Raw genomic sequence first — 19642 nt, forward strand, 5'->3', positions numbered from 1 at the left:
CTCTTCGGCGGTCAGCCGACGGCGAGCGCGGCGCGCAGCCGGTCGGCGTCGACCCGCCAGAAGTCGTGCTGGCGGCCGTCCACGAACGTGACCGGGATCTGCTCCCAGAACCTGCGGTACAACGAGTCGTCGCTCTCGATGTCGATCTCGCTCCAGCCGACGTCCAGGTCGGCGCACACGGACGCGACCACTGCCCGGGCGTCGTCGCACAGGTGGCAGCCGGGCTTGCTGTAGAGGGTCACGCGTTCCGGCTGGGTCGGCTGAGCCATGGTCAGAAGCCGATCGCCGACTCGCGGGCGGCCCGCCGCAGACTGGACTTGGCGACCTTGCCGGTCACCGAGCGCGGCAGCTCGGGAACGATCTCCACCACGCTGGGCCGCTTGAACCTCGCCAGCCGGACCTCGCAGTGCCGGCGTACCTCTTCCGCACTCACCTGCGCACCGGCGGCGGGAACGACGTACGCCCGAACCGCCTCACCGGTCTGCGGGTCGGGCATCCCGACCACCGCGACCTCGGCCACGCCGTCGACCTCGGCGATCGCCTCCTCGACCTCGCGCGGGTAGACGTTGAAGCCGGAGACGATCACGAGCTCCTTGATCCGGTCGACCAGCACCAGGTCGCCGTCCTCGTCGAGGTAGCCGATGTCGCCGGTGGCCAGCCAGCCCTTCTCACCCGGCGCGTCGGAGCCGTCCGGCCAGTAGCCGGAGAACAGGTTCGGTCCGCGGACGAGCACCTGGCCGGGCTCGCCCACCTCGACCTCGGCGCCGGTCTCGTCGACGATCCGCAGCTCCACCCCCGGCAGGGGCGCGCCCACCGTCTGCTTCGCCCGTCCGGTGGGGTGAGCCTGGGCAGTGGGCTGGGCCTGGGCAGTCGCCTCGTCCGACTCGACCGCCTCGTCAGCCGTCTCCGCCGTCGCGCCGGCCGAGCACAGGGTGCTGGTCACCACCGGGCCGGCCTCGGTCAGGCCATACCCCTCCTGGACGACCAGGCCGGTGGCCGACCGCACCGCGCTTCGCAGCGACGGCGACAGCGGCGCCGCACCGGACACCAGCAGCCGGACGCTCGCGAGCCGGCGCGCGAGCTCGGCGTCCCCGCCGGCGGCCCGCAGCCAGCTCGCGAACACCGTGGGAACCGCCGGGACGTTCGTCACCTGCTCGGCCGCCACCAGGTCGAGGCTGCCCTCCGGGGCGAACCGGCGGACCAGGACCAGCGTCCCGGCCACCCGGGCGACCATGCCCAGCACGGCATTCAGGCCGTACACATGACACATCGGGAGCACACCGAGCACCACGTCGGCGGGCGTCATCACCGGCGGCTCGATCGCGGCCAACTGGTCGAGGTTGGCCAGCAGCGCACGGTGCGTGAGCATCACCGGAGGGCTCGCCACGCCGGAGGTGAACAGCAGCACGGCGAGGGTCTCGGGGTCCGCGGGCGGAACGGCGGGCGCGCTGGACGCGGCGGCCAGCAACTCGTCGTAGCTGCGTTCGCCGGGCCGGGAGGCGATCCCGACCGGGACCACCACCGGCACGGCATCCGCGTCGAGGGCGGGTCCGCCACCACCGACGAGCTCGTCCACCGCGGCCCGGACGGCGGCCACGCTCGTGTCGTCGGCGAGAACCACCCGCGCGTTCACCGCGCCCAGCATCGAACCGATCTCCTGGGCCGTGCTGGCGGGATTGAGGGGTACGGCGACCAGGCCCGCGCGAAGCGCGCCGAAGTAGGCGGTGACGAACTCCAGGGAGTTGGACATGGCCAGCGCGACCCGGAACCCGGTCACCAGCCCGGCACCGGACCAGGCGGCGGCCACGGCGTCGACCGCGCGGTCGAGCTCGGCCCAGGTCAGCCGGTCGTCGCCGGCCACCACCGCGAGATGGTCGGGGGCATCCTGGGCTGCCCGTCGCACCAGGTCGGCGACGTTGATCGCCGTGTCCACCCGGACCGGCTGCAGCTGCGTACGAGGCGCCATCACCACGTCGGCGAGTCTGGCACACATCGAGTCGGCGCGGCTTCGGGTGTCCACTGCCAGGGCCGCTCCCGAAGCCGGAGGATTCCCACATCCTGACCGCCGCGATGTCGGTCCCACGGCCTAAGCTCGGTGGGCATGACGCCCGCGGAGGAATCGAAGCCGGCTCCGTCCCCGATCCACGCCCCCGACCGACCACCTGCCGACCTGGCCGCGGCGGCGTTCTTCGACGTGGACAACACGCTGATGCGCGGCGCCTCGCTGTTCTACCTCGCCCGTGGCCTGCACTCGCGCGACTACTACCCGACCCGGGAGTTCCTCAGCGCGGGCTGGCAGCAGCTGAAGTTCCGGATCAGCGGCGCGGAGGACGCCGACGGGATCAGCCAGATCCGCGAGCTCGGGCTGGCGTTCATCGCCGGCTGGGAGGTCGAAGACCTGGCCGAACTCGCCTCGGAGATCTTCGACGAGGCGCTGGCCACCAAGATCTGGCCCGGAACGGCCGCGCTCGCGCAGCGGCACCTCGACCAGGGCCAGCGGGTGTGGCTGGTCACCGCGGCACCCGTGGAGATCGCCCGGCTGATCGCCGAGCGGCTGAACCTCACCGGCGCGCTCGGCACCGTCGCGGAGACGCAGGACGGCCGCTACACCGGCCGGCTGGTGGGCGACCTCATGCACGGCCAGGCCAAGGCCGAGGCGGTCCGCGTGCTGGCCGCGCAGGAAGACCTCGACCTGTCCCGCTGCGCGGCCTACTCCGACTCCGCCAACGACGTCCCGATGCTGTCGCTGGTCGGCCTGCCGTACGCCATCAACCCCGACCGCAAGCTGCGCAGGTACGCCCGCAAGCACGGGTGGCGCATCCGGGACTTCCGCCGGGCGCGCAGAGCGGCCCGGGCAGGGCTCGCGGCAGCGGCCATGGCCGGCGCCGTCGGCGGCGCGGCTGCGGCTGCCGCGGCCCTGCGCCGTACGTCCCTCGGCCGGCACCAGTCTCCGCTCGCAATGCCACTTCGGCGGCGCCACTCTCCGTGGTGGAAGCTGCGCTGAACGCACCGAGTTTCCCGTTTGCCGGGATCTTCCCTACGATGCCGCAAATGGGGCCGTACCCATCCCTGCTGGGGGGCAGGTAGCGATGTCGGATGACCGCCGGACCACGCTCGCGGACCGCGCGGGCGTGCAGGAGCTCGTCGCGCTGCTGCGCGCCGTGCTGCGTACCAGCGACGTCTGGGGTCCGGCCGGCGGGCACGTCCTCGTCCCGATCTCCGCCACTTCCACTCTCGCCTCCGTCCCCTCCGACGGCTCCTCCGCCGGCCCTTCTGCTGGCCCCTCGGTCGGGCGTTCCCGTGTGCCCGACGACGGCCGCCTGTGCCAGGCCTCGCACCAGGAGACCGCCTCGACCCGGACCCGTGCGGGTGCCCGGGCCGCCGACGGTCTCGGCGGCAACGCGCCCGCCGACGCCACCAGATCCCGGATCGTCGCACTGGTCGAGCTCGCCCAGAACGGCGACGCCGAGGCGTTCGGCCAGCTGTACGACCACTACGTCCCGAGCGTCTACCGGTACGTCTACTACCGGGTCGGTACGCACGCCCTCGCCGAGGACCTCACCAGCGAGACGTTCCTGCGCGCCCTGCGGTCGCTGGGGTCGTTCCGCTGGCAGGGACGCGACTTCGGTGCCTGGCTGGTGACGATCGCCCGCAACCTCGTCACCGACCACTTCAAGTCGGGCCGGTTCCGGCTGGAGGTCGCGACCGGGGAGATCCTCGACTCCGACTCGGTCACCGCCGGCCCCGAGGACGACGTCCTCACCCGGTTGACCAACGAGGCGCTGGTGGAGGCGCTCCGGCAGCTCGGCCAGGACCAGCAGGAGTGCCTGGTGATGCGCTTCCTCAACGGCATGTCGGTGGCCGAGACCGCCCAGTCGCTGGGCAAGAGCGAGGGCGCGGTCAAACAACTCCAGTTGCGAGCGGTCCGCAACCTCGCCAAGCTGCTCCCCGACGGACTGCGGTGACCTCGCCGAGGCGGTGCCCGGACACCGGCCGCTCCGGGCCGGCGGACCGCGCGGGGCCGCTGTGAACCGGCGGATTGTCGATCATGGACGGCCGCGGGCCGTAACCACGGGGGCGACTGCTCGTTTTCGCAGGTATCCCTCGGGACCCGGGACACCGCCGTCCCACCGAACAACCACCGGATGTGCACGGAGGATCCGGCCACCCCGGTCGACTGGTCGAAGGAGTACACGTCGATGACCTCCCTCCTGGCGTCGCGCCGGCGGGCCGAGGTATTCGCCCGGCTGGTGGATGGCACCGGCCGCTCCACCGACCCCACGCTCCGCGACCTGCACTCCGTCACCATCCGGCTGCGGCCCTCCGCGATCGAGCCGTCGGAGGAGTTCCGCACGGCCCTCCGGGAACGCCTGGTGGTGGCCGCGGCTGCTCGGGCTTCCGCCGAGGGAGGCGCCGGCGACGGCCGGACGGGCGGAGCCGGGTCGCGTGCGCACCGTTCGGACCGGCCCGGGGCCGCGACTCCGCGGCGTTCGCGAATCCTCGCCGTCGCCGCCGCGGTGGTGCTGGCCGGCGGGGTGGCCGGAACAGCCGCCGCGGCCCGCGACGCCCAGCCCGGCGGAATGTTCTACCCCATCAAGATCGGCCTGGAGCGCACCCAGGTGGCAGTGGCCTCCGGCCAGGAGTCACGCGGCCGGGAGTACCTCACCCAGGCCTCGACCCGGCTGGCCGAGGTGGGCCGGATGGCCGGCGGCGCGCCCCTCCGCGACACCGACACCGAACGCGCCGACCTGGCGCGGGCCACCCTGGACCAGATGAGCGCCGACACCCGCCGGGGCGCCGACCTGCTCCTGCGGGCACACCAGACCGACGGAAGCACCGCGCCGGTGGTCGCGATCCGGGAGTTCGCCGCCGACGCCCGGCCACACCTCCGGGAGCTGCGGCCGCTGCTGCCGCAGGGGCTGTCCGGGTCGTACGCCCGCGCGGCTGCCGCGGTCGCCGACGCCGATCGCCGGGCCCGTGCCGCCTGCCCCACCTGCGGGACCACGACCACCGACCCGGACGCCCCCGCCCGGCCCGCGTCCCCGCGCCCCACTCCGACCTCCGGACCAACGGACAGGCCCAACTCCGGACCGGTTCCGCCCACGCCGGGGCCGGCGCGCCCGACCAGTGGACCCGGTCCGGTGCCGACCAACCCCGGCCCGGGCGGTCCGCAGCCGACCCGCACCGCCGATCCGCTACCCCTGCCGCTGCCGACGCTCACCCTGCCGCGGCCCGGGCCGCACGGACCGGGCACGCCGGACCCGAAACCGACCACCCCAGGCCCGACGGGGACACCCAAGTCGCCGCCGCCGCCCGAGTTGCCGTTGCCGCTTCCCCTACCGACCCTGCCGCTGCCGTTGCCCCTCCCACTGCCCCACTAGCGCCGGTAGTCGACGGGGAGTCGGCGTGCCACGGCGGCCGAGCGGCGCGGTTCTTCCCGCGGAAGAATGCGCGCCCACAAGCTCCCCGTGGCACAAGGGCAGCCAGGCGGGATGCGGGGGCCGCGGCCTCAGAAGGCGTCGGGGCGGTCGAGGAGGAGTGCGTACAGGGTGTGCTGGATGGTCTCGCGCACCTGGTCTGTCAGGTCGAAGACCAGCATCGGGTCCTCGGCCGCCTCCGCGTCGTAGCTGTCGGTGGAGATCGGCTCGCCGAAGGAGATGATCCACTTCGACGGCAGTGGCACCAGCCCGAGTGGGCCGAGCCACGGGAACGTCGGCGTGATCGGGAGGTACGGCACACCGAGCAGCCGGGCGAGCGGCTCGACGTTACCGAGCAGCGGGTAGGTCTCCTCGGCGCCGACGATCGAGCACGGCACGATGGGCACGCCGGTGCGCAGCGCGGCCGCGACGAAACCGCCCCGCCCGAACCGCTGCAGCTTGTAGCGCTCGGAAAACGGCTTGCCCAGCCCCTTGTAACCCTCGGGGAACACCGCGACCAGCTCACCCGCGCTGAGCAGCCGCTCGGCGTCCTCGTTACAGGCGAGAGTGGTGCCGCCCTTGCGGGCGAGTTCGGAGATCACCGGCGTACGGAAGACGAGGTCGGCGCCGAGCATCCGGATGTGGCGGTGTGCCGGGTGGTGGTCGTGCACCGCGACGTGGGTCATCAGACCGTCGACGGGCAGCGTGCCCGAGTGGTTGGCCACCAGGAGCGCACCACCAACGGCCGGGATGTTGTCCAGTCCGCGCACCTCGACCCGGAACCAGTTCTCGTACAGCGGCCGCAGGATGGCGAGCAGGACGTTCTCGGTGAGGTCGGGGTCGAAGCCGAGGTCGTCGACCTCGTACTCCCCCGTCAGCCGGCGCCGGGCGAACTCCAGCCCGCCGGCAACCTTCCTCCGCCAGTCGTCACCGAGGGTTCGTGCGGCCAGGCCCTGAGCGAGCGCGCCGGCCGCCTCGATCAGGCCGTCGCCGAGACTTGCCGACCGGTCGGCGTCGCCGGTCGAGCCCGAGTCGGTTCCCTGCGAACCGGCGCCGTCGGCCGACGGTGAGCCGTGCAGGGGAATCACCTTCGCCTGGGAGGAGTCAGCCATGGCCCTGTCGTACCCCTTCGGCCTCGTCTCGCACATCGCGTATCCCGAGGAACGCCGCGGCCTCCTCCTCGGCTGCCGCGACGCGGTCAGAACTCAGCAGGCCCTGTTCGTGCACCGCGGCGAAGGACTCGAACGCCTCCGCAGTGGTGTGGCTCGGCTTGAAGCCCAGGTCGTCGCGCATCCGGGTGGTGTCGACGCCGCGGCCGTATGTGAGGTAGGAGAGCTGTTCGGGGGTGAAGTCGGCCAGCCGGGCGGCCCGGAACATCTGCCCGAACGTCGCCACCGCGAACGCCGGTACGGGCGCGGTGGGCCGGCCCATCCGGCGGATGGCCTGGGACAGCATCAGCATGCCGTCCCCCGCGACGTTGAACGTGCCGGGCACCTGGCTCACGGTGGCGAGGCGCAACGCCTCCAGCAGGTCGTCCTCGTGGACGAACTGCAGCCGCGCGTCGAAGCCGAGCACGGTCGGCACCACCGGCAGGGTGAAGTAACGCGTCATCGGGGTGCGTACCCGCTGACCGATGACGTTGGCGAACCGGAGCGTCGTCACGGCGACGTCCGGGCGACGGCGGGCGAAGCCGCGGACGTAGCTCTCCACCTCCACCGCGTCCTTGGCGAACCCGGACTGCGGCAGCGCGCGCGGCTCCATGTCCTCGGTGAACATCGCCGGGTCGGCCGGCGACGCGCCGTAGACCGCGGTGGAGGACTTGACCACGACCTTGCTCACCGACGGCAGCCGCTGGCAGGCGGCCAGCAGCTGCATCGTGCCGATGACGTTGATCTCCTTCATCGTGGCCCGCCCGCCCGCGTGCTGCGGGGTGGCGATCACGTTCAGGTGGACAACGGTGTCGATGCTCTCCCGAGCGAGGACGCGGGAGACGACCGGGCTGCGCAGGTCGACACGTACGAACTCCGCGTCACCGAGATCGTGACGCGGAGGTACGACGTCGACGGCGAGCACCCGGTCGACGCCGGGGTCGCCGGCCAACCGGCGCGCGAACCGGCTACCAAGATCGCGGGAGACTCCCGTGACCAGGACTACACGCGCCATATCGGCCTCACCCCGTGGGCACGAAGGTCGCTACTTCCCCTGACGCCTGCGCTGCACGCGCGTCCTCTTGAGGAGCTTGCGATGCTTCTTCTTCGACATTCGCTTGCGACGCTTCTTGATGACGGAACCCACGCGGAACCCTTTCGGATGTGTTCGTACCCCAACCAATACGCACCCGAACGTCGGAAATCGCGACGCCTGTGGGCAGGCGATGACCAGCGCGGACCGATGCGTCCTCACAGGGTACAGGCCGCGAGCCCGCCCACTTCCGCCCGGACCGTCCCGCTCTCCCGCCCTGCTCCGTCCGGGTCGGAGGCAGGGTCAGAGGTGGGGTCAGAGGCAGGGTCAGAGGCAGGGTCAGAGGTGGGGATCGAGGCCGTGGCAGGGGAAGACCGCCTGCCGGGTCGCGCGGACCGCCCGGTCCAGTTCGTCGGCGGGGTCGTAACCGGTGTCCCAGTCTGCGTACGTGGGATCCTCCCCGTCGGTCATCGACGTCGGCGCCGGCCGCCGGCACTCCGCCGCGACCAGATCACGCCAGCCCGGCGGGGTGGGTGTGTTCGGTGAGAGGGGCCGGCCACCGGCGATCGCCAGCAGGTGGCTCCAGGTGCGCGGCACCACTTCCACCAGGGCGTAGCCGCCCCCGCCGGTGGCCACCCAGCGGCCCTCGCACAGTCGGTGGGCCAGGTCGTGTACGGCCAGCGCGGCTGCGCGCTGCCCGTCGACGGACAGGGCGAGATGGGCCAGCGGGTCGGCGCGGTGGCTGTCGCAGCCGTGCTGGCTGACCAGGACAGTGGGCTGGAAAGCCTCCAGCAGGTGGGGTACGACGGCGTGGAACGCGCGCAGCCAGCCGGCGTCGCCCGTACCCGCAGGCAAGGCGAGGTTGACAGCGAAGCCCTCGGCGTTCGGTCCGCCGATCTCGGTGGGATAGCCGCTGACGTACGGGAACAACGTCCGCGGCGACTCGTGCACGCTGATCGTCAGCACCCGCGGGTCGTCCCAGAAGACCTCCTGTACGCCGTCGCCGTGGTGGACGTCGAGGTCGAGGTAGGCGACCCGTGGGCACCCGGCGTCCAGCAGCCAGCGGATCGCCAGCGCCGGGTCGTTGTAGACGCAGAAGCCGCTGGCCGAGGCGGGCATCGCGTGGTGCAGCCCGCCGGCGACGTTGACCGCGTGCAGTGCCTCCCCCGACCAGACGGTGCGCGCCGCCTCGACACTGGCGCCGACGACGTGGGCGGCCGCCTCGTGCATGCCGGCGAACGTCGGGTTGTCCGAGCTCCCCAGGCCGTACTCCGCGTCGGCCCACTCCGGGTGCACGCTGGCCCGCTTGACCGCCTCGAGGTAGGCCGGGTCGTGGACGAGGGCGAGCAGCTCGTCGGTGGCCGAGGGAGCGGGCACCTGGAGCACGCGGCCGTTCGCTTCGGCGCCGGTCTCGCCCGGGGAGGCCTGCGCGGTGGACGAGGCGGGCGAGGTGGTGTCGACGAGGCCGAGTTCGGTGGCCAGGGCGACGGTCAGCCGCACCCTGATCGGGGCCAGCGGGTGGTGGGGGCCGAAATCGTACGCCGTGAGGTCCGGGTCGTACACCAGCCGTGCGTGTCCGGTCACGTTCCTACCTTGCCGGTTCGGCGGGCACCGCGTCGAGCAGGGCGGCCCGGCCGAGCAGGGCGGCCCGACCGAGCAGGGCGGCACCGAGTACGCCGGACTCGGCACCCATCGCGGCCCGTACCACCCGAGGGTGGCGCTGGAACGTCAGCCGGGCCAGCAGCCGGTCGCGTACTGGGTCGACGAGCTGGTCACCGGCGAGGGCGAGCCCGCCGCCGAGCACCACGAGCTCCGATCCGAACACCGTCACCGCCGTGGCCAGCGCGTCGGCGAGCGCCGTGACGGCCTCGCCCCACACGGCAGCCGCGACCGGGTCGCCGGTACGGGCCAGCTGGGCCACGTCCCGGGCGGTCAGGTCCGCGTTCGCCGTGTCCCCCGAGGTGCGTTCGGCGTAGCGGCGGACGACGGCGGTGGCCGAGGCCAGCGTCGCCAGGCAGCCGTACTGACCGCAGGTGCACCGCGCCCCGCCGGGGTCGACCACGACGTGCCCGAGCTGCCCGGCGTACCCGCCGCCGACGAGCAGCCGGCCGTCGCTGACCACGCCCGCGCCGATGCCGGTGCCGAGCGTCACCAGCAACGCGTCGCCGGATCCGCGGGCGGCGCCCAGGTGCCATTCCGCGACGCACGCCGAGCGGACGTCGTGCCCGAGCGCCACCGGCAGGCCGGTCGCCTGGGACAGGAGCGCGCGCACCGGTGTGTCCCGCCAGCCGAGGTTGGCCGCGACCACGGCGACGCCGCGTTGTTCGTCGATGATGCCGGGTACGGCGACGCCGAGCGCCGCCACGTCGCCGGGCGGCTCCTCGCTCCGCGCGCGCTCCCGCAGTCCGGCCACGACCGAGACGACCGCGGACAGCACGGTGTCGGCGTCGCGGGCCGGTGGTGTCGGCTCCTCCGCCCGGGCGCCGACCTGTCCGTCGGCGTACACCACCGCGGCCTTGATCAGCGTCCCGCCGACGTCCACTCCGATCACGGGAGCGGCGTCCGATGCGGGCTGTGCGGGCTGGGTGTTCGGGTCGGGCCGCGTGGACTCGGGCTGCGTGGGCTCGGCAGGTGGGGAGTTCGTCACGCCTGCCATCCTGCCCCAGACCGGATCTCGACTCCGGACGTGATCCCGGCCAGGCCGGGCGAACGCCGACGGTGGCCTTGCGGCAGCCAGCCCTAGGGTGCTTGGTCATGGACGTGATCCCCGCCGGGCCGGTCGACCGTTTCCCCCTGCTCTACGCACCGCAGCGGTGGGAGTGGGCGGGCCTCGACGCGCAGTTCTCCACGACGCTCCCGCCCGAGCCGCTGGTGCAGAGCATCCACGTGGTCGGCTTCGTCGGCGACGAGGTGGCGGTCTGCCGCGACCACCGCGACGTGTGGTTCCTGCCCGGCGGCACCCGCGAACCAGGTGAGTCCGTGCTCGCCGCCGTCGACCGGGAGATCGCCGAGGAGGCCGGTGCCAGGAGGGTGGGCCCGCTGCGGTGGTTCGGCGCGCACCACTGCGTGTCCGACCGGTCCGAGCCGTACCGCCCGCACCTGCCGCACCCGGAGAAGGCCTGGCTGTGGTGTCTCACCGACGTCGTGGTCGACGGGGTGCCCAGCAACCCGCCGGACGGAGAGCAGGTGGAGGAGGTACGCGTGGTCCCGGTCGCGCGGGCCCGGGAGCTGCTGCGCACCGACGGCGACTGGTACCCCGAACTACTCGACCTGGCCTGGGAGCTCCGCCGGGCAGCCTGACTGCCGGGCCGCCTGGTCTCCGGACCGGGCCGGGCTCACGCGCGGAGTTCGCGCACCATGCCGATCTCGCTCAGGCTCGGGTCGGAGGGCAGCGGCGCGCGTTCGCCGGTGGACACGAAACCGCAGCGTTCGTACAACCGTCGGGCCGGGTCGTTCCCGTCCGTCACCCACAGGTGCACCCGGGCGGCGCCGGTGCTGGTGGCCCAGTCGACCGCCGCCGCGACCAGGTGGGCACCCACCCCGCGTCCGCGGACCGCGGGACTGACCCACATCGATACCAGCTCGACGGTGGCGCCGCCCTGACCTGTGCCGGCCTCGTTGGACTCGCCGGACTCGTCGAACTCACCGGGCTCGGGGTGTTCGATGAAGGCCCCGCTCATACCGACCGGGGAGGCAGTTCCCGGCAGGTCGGCGAGGTAGCAGGGGAAGTCACGCAACCTGCGCCGCCACTCGGCCTCGCCGAACGTCCGCGCCTGCGCGAGCGTCGATCCGAACGCCCACGGCGCCTCCTCGAGTGCCGCCAGCCGGACCGTCCGCCACTCCCGCCAGTCGTCCGGGCCGACCTGCCGGACCACCACGGCCGGCTCGCTCGCATCCGCACCCGCATCCGCGGCTACGGCACCAGTCAAGCCGGCATTGACAGGGCCGCTTTCGGCCGTCGGGTTCTCCACATTCGCCACGGTGGTCATCCTCTCGTGCGGACACGACATCCGCCGAGCGGTTATTGTGAGGGTGTGCGTACGCCGAAACCCGTTCTTCGACCACTGGGTTGGTGGGCTGCCTAGGGCGGCCCCGATCCCGCGTACGACGCACCCCAGCATCCGCGGCCGCCCCTGCGAGGGCGGCCGGCGCATGTGTTGACCCGTCCTCGTGGCGGCGGCTCCGACCAAGGAGCTCTCGATGAATCCCGCAGCCGTGACCCACACCGCCGTCGACCCCACGGTCACGAACCACCCGGTCACCAGCCGGACGATCTTCTCCGGCATCCAGCCCACCGGCCGGCTCACCCTCGGCAACTATTTAGGTGCGCTGGGCCGGTTCGTCGACCTGCAGCACACCGCCCGGTGCGTCTTCTGCGTCGTCGACCTGCACGCGCTCACCGTCGTGCACGATCCGAAGGAGCTGCGCCGGCTGACCCGCGAGATCGCCACGCTGTACCTCGCGGCCGGGTTGGACCCCGCGGTCTGCGTGCTCACCCGGCAGAGCGACCTGCCCGCGCACACCGAACTCATGTACCTGCTGGAGTCGACGGCCTACGTCGGCGAGCTGAGCCGGATGATCCAGTTCAAGGAGAAGGGCCGCGGCCGGCCGCGCACCCGGGTGTCGCTGTACACCTATCCAGTGCTGATGGCCGCCGACATCCTGCTGTACGGGAGTACGGAGGTGCCGGTCGGCGACGACCAGCGCCAGCACGTGGAACTCGCCCGCGACCTGGCGATCCGGTTCAACCGCACGTACGGGCCGACGTTCGTCGTGCCGGAGCTGAGCCCGGCCACGGTGGGCGCGCGGGTGATGGACCTGCAGAACCCGACCACGAAGATGAGCGGGTCCGCGCCCGCCGACTCGCTGGGGTCCATCCGGCTGCTCGACCCGCCCGAGGTGATCGTCCGCAAGATCTCCCGCGCGGTCACCGACGCCTCCCCCGACGTCGGCTACGACCCCGAGAACCGGCCGGGTGTCTCCAACCTGCTGGAGATCCTCGCGGGCTGCACCGGCGAGGCCGACCCGGCCGCCCTCGCCGGGAAGTACGACGGTTACGCCGCGCTCAAACGGGACACCGCCGACGCGGTGGTGGGCGTTCTGAAGCCGCTGCAGAACAGGTACGCCGAACTCGTCGCGGACCCGGCACACGTCGACGCGACCCTGCGCCTCGGCGCCGAACGCGCACGGGAGCTCGCCGCACCGACCCTCGCCGCCGCCCGGACGGCGATCGGGCTGTGAAGGAGTTGTGAAGGACCGGGGCCGGCCCGAAGCCCGTGGGTGTTGATCAATCCGGAAAGTGGGGGAACGATCGGGCCATGGTGCTGAGCAAGCGGATCGCGAGGTTCAACAAGGTCGCCACCAACCGGGTCCTCGGCAGGGCGGCACCCCGGCTGCCGGGGATGGCGATGGTCGTCCACCAGGGCCGCAGGTCGGGACGTCGCTTCGAGACGCCGGTGAACGTCTTCGAACGCCCGGACGGCTATGTCATCGCCCTGACGTACGGCCCGGACGCGGACTGGGTGCGCAACATCCTCGCCGCGAGCGGCTGCGAGATCGTCACCAAGGGCCGGACGATCCGGTTGACCGATCCCCGGGTGGTGCACGACGAGGACCGTACGGACATGCCGAAGCGGGCCAGATTCATCCTGGCCCGTTTCGGCGTGAGCGACTTCCTGTACCTGCGCCGCGCCGACTAAGCCGGCGCGCGGTCGCTCAGAAGCGGCGGTCACTTCGAAGCGGCGGTCATTCCATGAGCGGTGGTCACTCCGCGGCGGCCGCCAGCTCGCGGGCCCGGTCGCGGGCGGCCTCGATCGCGTCCAGCACCGCGGCCCGGACCCGGTGGCTCTCCAGCTCCCGGATGGCGCTGATCGTGGTGCCGCCCGGCGAGGTCACCGCCTCCCGCAGCGCCACCGGGTGCTCACCGGTGTCGCGCAGCATCACCGCCGCGCCGAGCGCGGCCTGCACGATCAGGTCGTGCGCCACCTGGCGCGGCAGCCCGAGCAGGATGCCGGCGTCGGTCATCGCCTCGACGAGGTAGTAGAAGTACGCCGGGCCCGAACCCGACAGCGCCGTCACCGCGTCCTGCTGCGACTCCGGCAGCCGCAGCGTCTCCCCCAGCGGGCGCAGCATCTCCTCGGTCAGCGCGAGGTGCTCGGCGCTGGCGTGCGAACCGGCCGAGATCGCGCTCATCGCCTGGTCCACCAGGGCCGGGGTGTTGGACATCACCCGTACGACCGGGGTGGCGTCCGGCAGCCGCTTCTCGAAGAACGCCGTCGGCAGGCCGGCGCACAGGGTCACCACCAGTTTTCCGGCGGGCACGGCGGGAGCGAGTTCGACCATCAGCGTGCCGGCGTCCTGCGGCTTGACCGCGATCACCAGCACGTCCGCGGCGGCGGCCGCCTCGGTGTTGGGCAGGACACGGACGCCGTAGCGCTCGGCGAGCTGCTCGCCGCGCTCGGCCCGGCGGGCTGTCGCGATCAGCCGGTTCGCCGGCCAGCCGGCACGGAGCAGGCCGGACAGGATGGCCTCGCCCATCTTGCCGGCGCCGATCACGGCGATCGTGTGCTGCTGGACGGCGTTCATCACGACATCATCCTTCGGCGGGTGCGGTTTCTCGTACGGCTCGTCCGGCCGGACACCCCTACACCTACACCCACGTGCACCGTCGCGGCCCGGCGCGGTCGGCCTGGCCCCGCGCGGCCGGCCGGTCAGGTCCGGGTGAGCAGCGAGCGTACGAAGAACGCGGCGTTGGCCGGTCGCTCCGCCATGCGGCGCATGAGGTAGGCGTACCACTCGTCGCCGTACGGCACGTAGACCCGGACGGTGTCGCCCAGGTCGGCCAGCCGCCGCTGCTCCTGGGGCCGGATGCCGTACAGCATCTGGAACTCGTAGCTGCCGCGGGACCGGTCGTGGCGCATCGCGAGGGCGCCGGCGATCTCGATCAGCCGCGGGTCGTGGGTGGCGATCATCGGGTAGCCCTGGCCGGCCATCAGAACCTTCAGGCAGCGGACGTAGGACCGGTCCACGTCGCCGGTCTTCTGGTACGCCACCGAGCCGGGCTCGTTGTAGGCGCCCTTGCACAGCCGCACCCGGGAACCCTCGTAGGCGAGGTCACGGCAGTCGGCCTCGGTGCGGTGGAGGTACGCCTGCAGGACGGCCCCCGTCTCCGGGAAGTCGCGGCGCAGCTCGTGCAGGATCGACAGCGTGGGCTCGACGGTGGTGTGGTCCTCCATGTCGAGGGTCACCGTGGTGCCGGCGTTCCTGGCGGCGTCGGCGATCGACCGGGCGTTGTCGAGGGCGATCTTCTCGCCGTCGGAGCCGAGCGCCCGCCCGACGGCGGACAGCTTGACCGAGATCTCCGCACCCCGGGTCAGGCCGGCGCGGTGCAGCCGGTCGAGCAGGATGAGGTAGGCCTGGGTGGACCGCGTGGCCTGGTCGCGGTCGTGGGTGTCCTCGCCGAGGTAGTCGATCGAGGACTGCAACCCATCGGTGAGCAACCGGCGCGCGGCCTCCACCGCCTCGTCGGCGGTCTCCCCGGCGACGTACCGCGCCACGATCGCGGACGAGACCGGCATCGTGGAGACCAACTTCCGCAGCCGCCGGCTGCGGGCACCGGTCAGCAGCGCCTGGCGTAGCACCACCGTGACCCTCCCAAGGTCGAGCCCCGCGATCAGTGATCGGTCCGTCGGTCGGTACCCGGCCCTGTCAGGCTACGCCCCGGCACCCTCCGAACGGAGGCCGATCATGTCAGCGGGCCTCCTGGTGCCGGCGAGGGGGTACCAGTCGGAGGAGTACGTCGTCCAGGGTGAGCACCCCGGTGGTCGCACCCGCCTCGTCGTCGACCCGGGCCAGGTGGCTCGCACCGAGCCGGAGGGCGGAGAGCACCTCCACCAGCGGTGTCGCGGTGGTGATCGCCGGCAGCCGGCGGATCTGGGCCGACGCCAGCGGCCGCGGCTCCTCGTCGGTGGTGCCGGCGAGAACGTCCTTGAGGTGGACGTACCCGGACAGAGCTCCCTCGGCGTCGCGGCGGGGGAAGCGCGAGTGGCCGGTGCGGGCGGACAGCTCCTCCACCTCGGCGGCGGTTGCTCCGGCGCCGATCAGCACCACCGAGTCCAGCGGGATGGCGACGTCGCCGGCGGTGCCCTCGGCGAACGCCAGCGCCTCGGTGGTCAGCCGGTGCTCGTCCTCGTCGACCAGGCCCTCCTCGCGCGACTCGGCCAGCAGGTGGCCCACCTCCTCATGGGTCACCGCGTCGTCCACCTCGTTCTGCGGGGTGACCCGCAGCAGCCACAGGACGCCGTTGGCAACGCCGTTCAGGCCGGTGATCAGCGGCCGGATGGCCCGCACCATCGCCCGCAGCGGCGGGCCGAGCGTGAGTGCCGCCCGGTCCGGCGCGGCCAGCGCGATGTTCTTGGGGACCATCTCCCCCAGCACGACGTGCAGTGCGACCACCACCAGCAACGCGATCACGATGGCGACCGGGTGGAGCAGCGCGTGAGGTAAGCCGACCGCCTCGAACGCCGGCTGGAGCAGGTGGGCCAGGGCGGGTTCGGCGATGGCGCCGAGCCCGACCGTGGACAACGTGATGCCGAGCTGGGCGCCGGCCATCATCAGGGTGACCCGGCGGATGGCCCACATGGTCGACCGCGCCCGGCGCGACCCGGCCTCCACCAGCGGCTCGATCTGACTGCGGCGGACTGAGACCAGGGAGAACTCCGCCCCGACGAAGAACGCGTTCGCCGCCAGCAGGACGACCGACAGGATCAGTGCGCCGCCGTCACTCATGGCCGGCACCTCCGTGTCCGTTGCGCCCGGCGCCCGCACCGGCTCTCGCGGGCTCGTCGGGCTGGTCGCCGTGGGGCTTGTCGCCGTCGGGCTGGTCGCCGCCGGGCAGGTGTTCGAGGTGCACCTGGTCGATGCGGTGGTTGTCCATCCGAGCCACCGTGAGCCGTACGCCGTCCACGGCCGCGACGTCACCGGCGTCGGGCACCTTGCCCAGCAGTTGCAGCACCAGCCCGGCGACGGTCTCGTACCGGTGGTCGTCGGCGGGCAACCGGATGCCGGTCAGATCGCGAACCTCGTCCGGCCGGAGCAGGCCGGAGATCACCCAGCCGTCACCGGTGCGCTCGTGGGTCGGGCTCGGCTCGTCGTGCTCGTCGGACACCTCCCCGACGATCTCCTCCACGACGTCCTCGAACGTCGTGATGCCGGCGGTTCCGCCGTACTCGTCGAGTACGACGCACAGCTCGGTCCGGTAGTCGCGCAGCGCCCACAGCACCTCGTCCAGCGGTGCGGTGTCGGGCACCACCAGGGGTTCGGCGGCGAACGTACCGACGGTGGTGGTCGCCCGCTCCGCGGCCGGCACCGCGATCGCCTGACTCAGCTCGACCACGCCCACGATGTCGTCCAGGTCGTCACCGCGCGCCACCGGGAACCGGGAGAGGCCGTGCTCGCGGGCCAGGTCGACCACCCGCTGGGCGGGGTCGCGGTCGGCCAGCCAGACCAGCCGGGTGCGCGGGGTGATCACGTCGCGGGCCCGCTTGTCGTCGAAGCGGAGCATGCGTTCGACCAGGGCGGCGGTGGACTCCGCCAGCGAGCCCGACTCGGCCGAACTTCGTACGACCGACACCAGCTCCTCGGGGGTGCGGGCCGAGGCCAGCTCCTCCTGCGGCTCGATGCCGAGCGCCCGGACGACGCGGTTGGCGGTGCTGTTGAGCGCGACGGTGAGCGGCTTGGTGGCGGTGGTGAAGACCCGCTGCGGAAGCTGCACCACCCGGGCCACCCCCAACGGGTGGGCGATGGCGAGGTTCTTCGGCACCAGTTCGCCGAACACCATGGTGGCCAGCGTCACGAGCACCAGCGCGATGGTCAGGGAAATCCCGCTCACCGCCCCGTCGCCGACGCCGACCGCGGTGAGCGGGGCGTGCAGCAGCTTGGCCACAGCAGGCTCGGCCAGCCAGCCGACGGCGAGGTTGGTGACGGTGATACCGATCTGGGCGCTGGACAGGTGGGTGGAGAGGTTCGGGAGGGCGGCTTCGAGGCTCCGTGCACCCTTCATCCCGGCCTCGGCGGCCCGCTGGACCGCGGGTCGGCTAACCGTCACCAGCGAGAACTCCGCGGCGACGAAGACACCACAGACCAGGATGAGAAGGACGGACGCCGCCACCAGCAGGGCGGTCAGCATATGTATGTCACCAGCGCTTCGCTGCCGGGCCGGCGGTCGGACGGATGTCGGTACGCCGCTCCGGCGGAGCGTTGTGAACCTGCCATGTCTCCTGTCCAGTGGACGGTGGTCGTCGGTGCGCGCCGGTGGCGGTCGGGCCCGGGGGCGGGCCCCGGCGTCCGCGGTCGGCCGCAGCCGCCGAGCCTACCCGCGCCGGAGCGGGTCCGCTTCCCGGAGGGACGGGAGGCTTCCCGGCTGACGCCTCGCCGGGCCCGACGGCCCAGGTCAGGGCGGGTCAGGACGGGGCGGGTCAGGACGGGGCGGGTCAGGACGGGGCGGGTCAGGACGGGGCGTGCCGGTCGAGGAAGGTGTAGACGTCGGTCTCGTCCACGCCCGGGAAGTTTCCGGTCGGCAGTGCGGCGAGCACGTGTGAGTGCGCCCGCGCCGACGGCCAGGCCGCGCCCTCCCAGCGGGCGCTGAGTTCGGGCGGCGGCAGGGAGCAGCACGGGCCGGTCGGGCAGCGCGACGTCGCGCGGTTGGCGGTCTCCCGGCCGCGGAACCACCGCGACTGTTCGTACGCCACGCCCAGGGTGACCGCGAAGTGGCGTTCCCGGCCGGGGTCGATGTGGGAGACGCACCAGTGTGTGCCGTCCGGGGTGTCGGTGTACTGGTAGTACGCGGAGAACCTGTCCGGCGCGACGAAGACCCGACGGCCGGCCCAGCGGCGGCACATCCGCTGGCCCTCGATCGCACCCGTCGGGTCCGCCGGAAACAACAGCCCGTCGTTCTCGTACGCCTTGTAGATCGTCCCGGCCTCGTCGTTGCGGACGAAGTGGCACCGCAGGTCGAGGTGGCGGGTGGCGAGGTTGGTGAACCGGTGCGCGGCCATCTCGTACGACACCGAGAACACGTCCCGCAGATCCTCCACGGCGAGGTCGCGATCCGCCTTCGCCTGTTGGAGAAACGGCACCGCCTGCTGTTCGGGTACGAGAACCGCGGCGGCGAAGTAGTTGGCCTCCACCCGCTGGCGCAGGAAGTCGGCGAAATCGCGCGGCTGCTCGTGCCCGAGGACGAAGTGGCCGACGGTCTGCAACAGGATGCCGCGGTGGGTGTGCATCCCGAGCGACTCCCGCCGCAGGTAGATGCGGTTGTTGCGCAGGTCGGTGACCGACCGGACCGAGCGCGGCAGGTCCTCGGCGTACCGCACCTGGAATCCGCAGTGCATCACGATCGCGGCCGCCAGCGCGTCCGACAGCGTGCCACCGCGATAGCCGACCGCCGTCAGCGTTTCCACCGCGAGGCGTTCGACGTCGGGGAAGTAGTTGCCGCGGTCCCGCATTCGCCGACGCAACTCCGCGTTGGCGGCGCGTGCGTCCTCCGGAGTGGCGGTGGGTTTGGTGTCGCGGCGTCTGAGTTCCTCGTAGAGCGCGGTGAGGTGTTCGAGTACCTCCGTGGGCACCCGCGGCCCGACGCGCAGCAGCGGCAGATCGAGTTGTTTGTAAAGGGATTCGCGTTGCGCCTCCTCCAGAGCAATCTCCAGTTGCGCGCGCCTGCTCGGCGGTGTCGGGGACAGCAGATCGTCGACGGACACGTCCAGAGCCTGGGCAAGTGCGGTGATCAGGGAGAGTTTGGGCTCGCGCCGGCCGTTCTCCAGCAGGGACAGCTGGGAGGGCGCACGGCCCACCCGTTCGCCGAGCTCGGCCAGTGTCAACTGTCGGTTGCGTCGTAGATGGCGCAGTCGCTGCCCGAATGTGGGCAGATGAAGGTCTGCCGGCACGATCTTGGACTCCTCTTCGACTCCCCCGGCCCGAAGAAAGCACTGCTTTCATCGTAGGAGAAGAACCGCGGATGTTTCCCCCGACGAACTCCTCCGCCGGCC

General features: G+C 72.4%; 19 protein-coding genes. 6 read left to right on the plus strand and 13 right to left on the minus strand.

What is annotated here, in order from left to right; genetic code table 11:
- Nucleotides 1-11 precede the first annotated feature (11 nt).
- The gene (locus F4554_RS25990; RefSeq protein ID WP_179790010.1) at nt 12-269 is read right to left on the minus strand and encodes a glutaredoxin family protein; all 258 of its coding nucleotides are present in this window, start codon (nt 267-269) and stop codon (nt 12-14) included.
- Nucleotides 270-271: 2 nt separating this feature from the next.
- The gene (locus F4554_RS25995) at nt 272-2020 is read right to left on the minus strand and encodes a class I adenylate-forming enzyme family protein (protein ID WP_337796203.1); all 1749 of its coding nucleotides are present in this window, start codon (nt 2018-2020) and stop codon (nt 272-274) included.
- An 81-nt stretch (nt 2021-2101) separates the two neighbouring features.
- On the opposite strand from F4554_RS25995, the gene F4554_RS26000 reads away from it, so the two are divergent.
- From F4554_RS26000 to F4554_RS26010, 3 genes are all read left to right on the plus strand, one after another.
- Nucleotides 2102-3004 carry an HAD family hydrolase gene (locus F4554_RS26000; protein ID WP_179790011.1) on the plus strand — a complete coding sequence of 301 codons (903 nt, stop codon included), beginning with the start codon at nt 2102-2104 and terminating at the stop codon, nt 3002-3004.
- Nucleotides 3005-3089: 85 nt separating this feature from the next.
- The gene (locus F4554_RS26005) at nt 3090-3965 is read left to right on the plus strand and encodes a sigma-70 family RNA polymerase sigma factor (protein ID WP_179790012.1); all 876 of its coding nucleotides are present in this window, start codon (nt 3090-3092) and stop codon (nt 3963-3965) included.
- A gap of 234 nt (nt 3966-4199) precedes the next feature.
- On the plus strand, nt 4200-5381 hold the full coding sequence (locus tag F4554_RS26010; RefSeq protein WP_179790013.1) for a DUF5667 domain-containing protein: 1182 nt from the start codon (nt 4200-4202) through the stop codon (nt 5379-5381).
- A gap of 128 nt (nt 5382-5509) precedes the next feature.
- On the opposite strand, the gene F4554_RS26015 is transcribed toward F4554_RS26010, so the two are convergent.
- The 5 genes from F4554_RS26015 to F4554_RS26035 form a co-directional block, all read right to left on the minus strand.
- A complete protein-coding gene (locus tag F4554_RS26015) occupies nt 5510-6529 on the minus strand; it encodes a lysophospholipid acyltransferase family protein (RefSeq protein WP_179790014.1) in 1020 nt (339 codons plus the stop codon).
- Entirely contained in the window at nt 6522-7580 is a 1059-nt protein-coding gene (locus tag F4554_RS26020) for an NAD-dependent epimerase/dehydratase family protein (protein ID WP_179790015.1), read from the minus strand. Before F4554_RS26020 ends, F4554_RS26015 begins: the two co-directional genes overlap by 8 nt.
- Before the next feature lie 30 nt (nt 7581-7610).
- Nucleotides 7611-7712, minus strand: coding sequence for a 30S ribosomal protein bS22 (locus tag F4554_RS26025; protein ID WP_092652736.1), 102 nt, complete (start codon nt 7710-7712; stop codon nt 7611-7613).
- A 225-nt stretch (nt 7713-7937) separates the two neighbouring features.
- Nucleotides 7938-9182: an arginase family protein gene (locus tag F4554_RS26030; RefSeq protein WP_179790016.1), complete on the minus strand. Its 1245-nt coding sequence runs from the start codon at nt 9180-9182 to the stop codon at nt 7938-7940.
- Between the two features lie 4 nt (nt 9183-9186).
- The gene (locus F4554_RS26035) at nt 9187-10245 is read right to left on the minus strand and encodes an ROK family protein (protein WP_202889465.1); all 1059 of its coding nucleotides are present in this window, start codon (nt 10243-10245) and stop codon (nt 9187-9189) included.
- Nucleotides 10246-10352: 107 nt separating this feature from the next.
- On the opposite strand from F4554_RS26035, the gene F4554_RS26040 reads away from it, so the two are divergent.
- On the plus strand, nt 10353-10898 hold the full coding sequence (locus F4554_RS26040; protein WP_179790018.1) for an NUDIX hydrolase: 546 nt from the start codon (nt 10353-10355) through the stop codon (nt 10896-10898).
- Between the two features lie 35 nt (nt 10899-10933).
- On the opposite strand, the gene F4554_RS26045 is transcribed toward F4554_RS26040, so the two are convergent.
- Nucleotides 10934-11527 carry a GNAT family N-acetyltransferase gene (locus F4554_RS26045; RefSeq protein WP_238341406.1) on the minus strand — a complete coding sequence of 198 codons (594 nt, stop codon included), beginning with the start codon at nt 11525-11527 and terminating at the stop codon, nt 10934-10936.
- Between the two features lie 271 nt (nt 11528-11798).
- Between F4554_RS26045 and trpS the strand changes: the two genes are divergently transcribed.
- Nucleotides 11799-12839: a tryptophan--tRNA ligase gene (gene trpS, locus F4554_RS26050; RefSeq protein ID WP_179790020.1), complete on the plus strand. Its 1041-nt coding sequence runs from the start codon at nt 11799-11801 to the stop codon at nt 12837-12839.
- A 77-nt stretch (nt 12840-12916) separates the two neighbouring features.
- On the plus strand, nt 12917-13297 hold the full coding sequence (locus tag F4554_RS26055; RefSeq protein ID WP_179790021.1) for a nitroreductase family deazaflavin-dependent oxidoreductase: 381 nt from the start codon (nt 12917-12919) through the stop codon (nt 13295-13297).
- 64 nt (nt 13298-13361) lie between these two features.
- On the opposite strand, the gene proC is transcribed toward F4554_RS26055, so the two are convergent.
- The 5 genes from proC to F4554_RS26080 form a co-directional block, all read right to left on the minus strand.
- On the minus strand, nt 13362-14183 hold the full coding sequence (proC, locus tag F4554_RS26060; protein WP_179791777.1) for a pyrroline-5-carboxylate reductase: 822 nt from the start codon (nt 14181-14183) through the stop codon (nt 13362-13364).
- Between the two features lie 125 nt (nt 14184-14308).
- Nucleotides 14309-15241 carry a proline dehydrogenase family protein gene (locus F4554_RS26065; RefSeq protein ID WP_425546752.1) on the minus strand — a complete coding sequence of 311 codons (933 nt, stop codon included), beginning with the start codon at nt 15239-15241 and terminating at the stop codon, nt 14309-14311.
- A 106-nt stretch (nt 15242-15347) separates the two neighbouring features.
- Nucleotides 15348-16385: a hemolysin family protein gene (locus F4554_RS26070; RefSeq protein WP_179790022.1), complete on the minus strand. Its 1038-nt coding sequence runs from the start codon at nt 16383-16385 to the stop codon at nt 15348-15350.
- A complete protein-coding gene (locus F4554_RS26075) occupies nt 16378-17784 on the minus strand; it encodes a hemolysin family protein (RefSeq protein ID WP_179790023.1) in 1407 nt (468 codons plus the stop codon). Before F4554_RS26075 ends, F4554_RS26070 begins: the two co-directional genes overlap by 8 nt.
- A gap of 319 nt (nt 17785-18103) precedes the next feature.
- Nucleotides 18104-19540 carry a helix-turn-helix domain-containing protein gene (locus tag F4554_RS26080; protein WP_179790024.1) on the minus strand — a complete coding sequence of 479 codons (1437 nt, stop codon included), beginning with the start codon at nt 19538-19540 and terminating at the stop codon, nt 18104-18106.
- Nucleotides 19541-19642 lie beyond the last annotated feature (102 nt).

The organism is Actinopolymorpha rutila, from assembly GCF_013407855.1.
Lineage (GTDB): Bacteria > Actinomycetota > Actinomycetes > Propionibacteriales > Actinopolymorphaceae > Actinopolymorpha > Actinopolymorpha rutila.

Bases quoted from the DNA above. Each gene is read 5' to 3' on its own strand.
- F4554_RS26040 (WP_179790018.1), top strand. From the start codon at position 10,353: ATGGACGTGATCCCCGCCGGGCCGGTCGACCGTTTCCCCCTGCTCTAC.
- F4554_RS26010 (WP_179790013.1), top strand. From the start codon at position 4,200: ATGACCTCCCTCCTGGCGTCGCGCCGGCGGGCCGAGGTATTCGCCCGG.
- F4554_RS26005 (WP_179790012.1), top strand. From the start codon at position 3,090: ATGTCGGATGACCGCCGGACCACGCTCGCGGACCGCGCGGGCGTGCAG.
- F4554_RS26055 (WP_179790021.1), top strand. From the start codon at position 12,917: ATGGTGCTGAGCAAGCGGATCGCGAGGTTCAACAAGGTCGCCACCAAC.
- F4554_RS26020 (WP_179790015.1), bottom strand. From the start codon at position 7,580: ATGGCGCGTGTAGTCCTGGTCACGGGAGTCTCCCGCGATCTTGGTAGC.
- proC (WP_179791777.1), bottom strand. From the start codon at position 14,183: ATGAACGCCGTCCAGCAGCACACGATCGCCGTGATCGGCGCCGGCAAG.
- trpS (WP_179790020.1), top strand. From the start codon at position 11,799: ATGAATCCCGCAGCCGTGACCCACACCGCCGTCGACCCCACGGTCACG.
- F4554_RS26015 (WP_179790014.1), bottom strand. From the start codon at position 6,529: ATGGCTGACTCCTCCCAGGCGAAGGTGATTCCCCTGCACGGCTCACCG.
- F4554_RS26000 (WP_179790011.1), top strand. From the start codon at position 2,102: ATGACGCCCGCGGAGGAATCGAAGCCGGCTCCGTCCCCGATCCACGCC.
- F4554_RS26070 (WP_179790022.1), bottom strand. From the start codon at position 16,385: ATGAGTGACGGCGGCGCACTGATCCTGTCGGTCGTCCTGCTGGCGGCG.
- F4554_RS25990 (WP_179790010.1), bottom strand. From the start codon at position 269: ATGGCTCAGCCGACCCAGCCGGAACGCGTGACCCTCTACAGCAAGCCC.
- F4554_RS26075 (WP_179790023.1), bottom strand. From the start codon at position 17,784: ATGCTGACCGCCCTGCTGGTGGCGGCGTCCGTCCTTCTCATCCTGGTC.